The organism is Pseudomonas mangiferae (assembly GCF_007109405.1).
In the GTDB taxonomy this organism is placed as follows: domain Bacteria; phylum Pseudomonadota; class Gammaproteobacteria; order Pseudomonadales; family Pseudomonadaceae; genus Pseudomonas_T; species Pseudomonas_T mangiferae.
Genome location: NZ_VJOY01000037.1, coordinates 1 through 4,004 on the forward strand (window position 1 = coordinate 1; position 4,004 = coordinate 4,004).

Annotated in this window: 6 protein-coding genes; all 6 read right to left on the reverse strand. The window is 52.6% G+C overall.

The genetic code is table 11. The features are described 5' to 3' along the window. Positions 1-241: 241 nt before the first annotated feature. Genes FM069_RS21420 through FM069_RS22435 form a run of 6 tightly spaced genes read right to left on the reverse strand, consistent with a single transcriptional unit; the run spans position 242 to position 3,887 of the window. Entirely contained in the window at positions 242-769 is a 528-nt protein-coding gene (locus FM069_RS21420; protein WP_143490439.1) for a hypothetical protein, read from the reverse strand. A gap of 2 nt (positions 770-771) precedes the next feature. After that, positions 772-1,374, reverse strand: a complete 603-nt coding sequence (locus FM069_RS21425; RefSeq protein ID WP_143490440.1) for a hypothetical protein — start codon at positions 1,372-1,374, stop codon at positions 772-774. After that, positions 1,346-2,596: a pesticin C-terminus-like muramidase gene (locus FM069_RS21430; RefSeq protein WP_143490441.1), complete on the reverse strand. Its 1,251-nt coding sequence runs from the start codon at positions 2,594-2,596 to the stop codon at positions 1,346-1,348. Before FM069_RS21430 ends, FM069_RS21425 begins: the two co-directional genes overlap by 29 nt. Beyond that, a complete protein-coding gene (locus tag FM069_RS21435) occupies positions 2,589-2,996 on the reverse strand; it encodes a hypothetical protein (protein WP_143490442.1) in 408 nt (135 codons plus the stop codon). Before FM069_RS21435 ends, FM069_RS21430 begins: the two co-directional genes overlap by 8 nt. A 4-nt stretch (positions 2,997-3,000) precedes the next feature. Next, on the reverse strand, positions 3,001-3,573 hold the full coding sequence (locus FM069_RS21440) for a DUF4123 domain-containing protein (protein WP_143490443.1): 573 nt from the start codon (positions 3,571-3,573) through the stop codon (positions 3,001-3,003). Continuing rightward, positions 3,570-3,887, reverse strand: coding sequence for a PAAR domain-containing protein (locus FM069_RS22435; protein ID WP_407681603.1), 318 nt, complete (start codon positions 3,885-3,887; stop codon positions 3,570-3,572). The genes FM069_RS21440 and FM069_RS22435 overlap by 4 nt, the downstream gene beginning before the upstream one ends. Positions 3,888-4,004 lie beyond the last annotated feature (117 nt).

Genomic DNA, 4,004 nt, shown 5'->3' on the forward strand with positions numbered 1-4,004 from the left:
GCGGGGGGACGCGCCAGGGGGCGGGACATGACGGGATTCTCTGCGGCGGATCGTCTCAGCCTAGGTCGGCCGGGCGCCGGGCGTCCAATCGCCCGTGCCGATACCGTCATCGACGGGGTTTATGGGGGCGATTCTGCTGATCGACCGGGTGCGGTGAGAAGGACGGGCGAACGCGGATAAGGGACGACTGCATTCAAAGGCGCCGCATGTCGCCTTTCGGTATCGGCCCATGGAGCCCGGGCTAGAACGGTTTCAAGGCTTTATAGGGCGGCTTGTTCATCCCTTCTGGCAGCACGGTGTTTTCTTTCGGGCGAACCACATAATCCACCCAATCGCGCGCGGCGTGGACTATCGGGTCGGAACAGTCTTCTCGGCAAGCGTTGAACAGGTAATCCTGCATTTCAGAAATGAACAAAGGGTCACGCTGTTGGTACTCGGCCAATGCGGTGTAGGCCGACAGCGTGATCGCGAAATTTACATTTTCAATGCCTCGCTCCAGCGTTTTATCAACACTGTCGCGTGCAATACGATCCAGCGCTTTAGGCGGAAGCGGCTTGCCTGAGCGCATGTCTCGCGCTTCCCTCTGCAGCTTATCCAGACTCCAGCGCAAGTAGGCTATATGCTGCTGCCGGGTTGATTCGTCCATGACGGCGGGGCACTCAGGTGCTGTTTTTTCAAGCGACTTGCCATTCGCCATCACTACAGTAGAACTAAGCAGCGCGACGAGAATAAGTGATAGAGTTGTTTTTAATATTGAATATTTAAACATTTCTATTCCTTTACTCTCTTGAGGATTTGCGTCACTATAATACGATTTCTGTCGCCTGCAACGGCGGGCTCTGCTTCATAGCCGCGAGAATAAATTAATGTATCCCAGTCCAGCATGAAAAACTCATAAGTCGCGCGTCCGTCAGCGTACATCATAATGAAATGATAGGGGGGGCTTTTTAAGTACTTATTTAAAAATCTATCATCGGAAAGAGAGTTCTCTTTGAGCCGCTCAGTTTCTAGAACTCCGTCATAAGATAGAGGGGCATCAGTAAGTTTTAGGTCGCAGATATATTCCCATTGATGGCGCTTGCAATAATTCTTAGAGAATGGAGGATATAGTGTTATTTTATATTCGTCGCGCAGCGGCCAATCGAACCCCACGGGCCCCATGTAGCTGAACCTTATTTTCTGTTTAAGATAAAGCAGCTCAGGAGTTAATAGTTTGGGGTCGACATCTTCAATTGACGGATCAGAACTAACTACTTCGAACAATCCATCAAGGGGTCTTACAGGGAATTTTTCATAGGGAAACGCTTTCATACTTGCGACCATAAAGATAAGCAAAAAAAAATACTCAAGGCTGTGCTTGTTTTTCATTGGCATAAGAGCCCTCCAGATAGTCGTGTTCTTTTTTTATTCGGGTATTCATGCCTGGATAGTTTTCAGCTGTAAGTGTAGCAACAGCATCCATTTCTTTGTTTTGCGAAAAATACAACATGAGATTTTTATCTGCACTAGAGTCAAGGTTTCCCTTGTTATATTGCCTCGACATTAAAATAGTGCGCTCTGCTTCGCTAAGGTCATCGAAATTTATGTTGTATCCCTTTTTAAGGGTATAGTCGTTGAATACATCTTTTACCGCATTTATCTTTTCCTTTTGCATTTCGGAATCAATCAAGTCCACCTCTTCCTGCGTCAGTGTCAGCGGGTGCTCTCGCAAGTAACGACAGGCCGCAGACCGCTTTAACCCCATGTAGGGATCGAGCTTGTCTAGCAAATCCTGTGTCGCTCCCGCTTTTTTCAAGCGTTCAAAATAGACTTTTTTATCTTGCTGTCCTAGGTCTACCCCTGTACCCACAGTGACACCCGACTGGTTATCACCGGCAAGCTCTTCCGTTCCCTTGGCCCGAGTCGTATCTACTGTGATGGCACCATCGTTAATCTTCATACCTTTGGGCCACCATGGCACATAGGCAGACGTGGCCTGTCCTCCCTCGAATTCTGCAAGCTTGTCATAATCGATGGAGGTACCCGTATCTTTATTGATGGCCTCCTGTGCAGTCGTGCTCAGACGCTGGGTATCAGGAGGACTTGTACCTGCGCAGTTTCTTTTTTTGAAACGCCCGGGGCAAGGTTTCACTACTCCGTCCACAAAATGCCCGACGCCGCAATTGAGCTCGATCTGCCTGAGCACTTCATCGAACTCTTCCGAGGGCATGGATTTTTGGAGCTGTTCATTCTTGAGCTTGGCATAGGCCGCATCGCTTTCCGCTTTGGCCTTTGCGGCCTCAGCAGCCTTTGCATAGGCATCTTCCAGTTTGGTACGGGCTTGCTCGAGTTTGCTAGTGGCCGTATCCGCGTTGGCTTGGGCGGCGTCCGCTCGTTGCTGGTTCTTGGCTGACGGATGCTTGCGTGCAGTGCTTGCAGCCTCATCCGCTTTCTTATTAGCGCCCTCGGCTTTCTTCGCAATATCCTTATAGGCTTTTTCCGCATCGGCCCTGTTCTTATTGGCGACTTCAGCGGTTTTATCATTGCGGGTCTTCTCAGCCTGGGCGGTTTTTATTTCCTCTGTGTCTACCAAGGGTGCAGGAACCGTTTTACTCATGGGTCAAACCCTCATCAGATTGCGCGGCCTGATAGTCGTGTGCACCTCCCACGACGAAGGCAATCCATTCGAGCGCCCGCCGCCGAGACGTATATTCACTTCTGAAATAACTGCGTAGGCCTTGAACGAACTCACGTTGTGCGCCCAAGTTGACCGCGCGCAAGATTTGAAAGCAGTAATTCAGTACGATCTGCTTTTCCAATATGTCTTCAGAAAAACATTCGTCATAGCAGGTTGTTACCCACGCGGTCAGCGTCCTGTCATCCAGTGTGGGAAAACCAGCCATCAGGCGGTGCTCTGCACCGCGCCATTCGCGACAGGCCAGTGCGATGAACGCGTCACGTTGCTCCGAGTTGTGTGCAGAACACAGGCGTTTATATTGCTCGACAGTCAGCTTCACGACCTCACTCCATCATCCACGCGTGTCGATGAACGTCCAATGTCATGCCCCCTATCAGGGGAGATAAATTTCGTCGGGGTACCAGCTCGAGCATCGTTCGATGGCGGGGTTCGGTACAACATATACGGTTGATCAAAGGGCCGAGGAATTCCTGATGTTGCCCATGGTTGAGCTGCGGTATGACACGACAGAACACACGGGGATCGTAAAAGCGCCAGAACACGTCATTGCCGTCTGGCAACGTGACCAGGGTGAATTTTTTGAAGTGTTGTTTCAGGTCATCGAGGGTGGCGTGACTTTGGAACAGCCATCCCCAGTTGTTTCGCCACCCTTGTCCGGCATGATTGAACCAGAACGCCGCTAAAGCGCCATTCAACGGAAATTCGGCGCAGTAGGGGGCGTATCGACCCAGTCGTGCTTCCAGCACGCCGCTGAACAGGCAGTGCGCACGAATGCCATGCTTCTTGAGCTCATCGGAAAACCGAGGGTGACGACTGGCATCTACCAATGCGTAAAGGGAGCCTGCGTCTTTCGGCATCAGGGCAGCCAGTTTCGCCGAATACGTGAGCGTGCTCATTCATGCAACGTCTTGACGAAGGCTATTCCCTCTTCGCCTGCGCCTTTCAAACACTCGCCCTGCCGATTCAGGCCGATCCACACGCTGTCGCAGCCCACTGCGATGGCCCCCTGGCAGGCGACGAGATCTCCCAGACGCGCCGCCGGGCGGCCGCCGATCAGTACAGTGGGTTCACCTTCGACGATTGGCTCTTCAGCATGGTTGTGCCTCACCAGGTCGCCGACGCGGGCGGCGGGGAGCCGACCGATGAGTACGCTGGGCTCGCCTTGCAGGATGGCGCCTTCGGCTTGTTTGTGCAGGGCGGCATCGCCCATGCGCGCAGCGGGTTGACCCACGGCGGTTCCTCCCTGATCAGTGTTTGATGGGGCCGTTGATCCCGACGACGGGCAGGTGGGCAGGATCCACGCCGCCCGAGAGCCCGCCTCCCAATC

Excerpts from the sequence above, each read along its gene's own strand:
- FM069_RS21420 (WP_143490439.1), bottom strand. The coding sequence starts at position 769 with ATGTTTAAATATTCAATATTAAAAACAACTCTATCACTTATTCTCGTC.
- FM069_RS22435 (WP_407681603.1), bottom strand. The coding sequence starts at position 3,887 with ATGGGCGATGCCGCCCTGCACAAACAAGCCGAAGGCGCCATCCTGCAA.
- FM069_RS21440 (WP_143490443.1), bottom strand. The coding sequence starts at position 3,573 with ATGAGCACGCTCACGTATTCGGCGAAACTGGCTGCCCTGATGCCGAAA.
- FM069_RS21430 (WP_143490441.1), bottom strand. The coding sequence starts at position 2,596 with ATGAGTAAAACGGTTCCTGCACCCTTGGTAGACACAGAGGAAATAAAA.
- FM069_RS21425 (WP_143490440.1), bottom strand. The coding sequence starts at position 1,374 with ATGCCAATGAAAAACAAGCACAGCCTTGAGTATTTTTTTTTGCTTATC.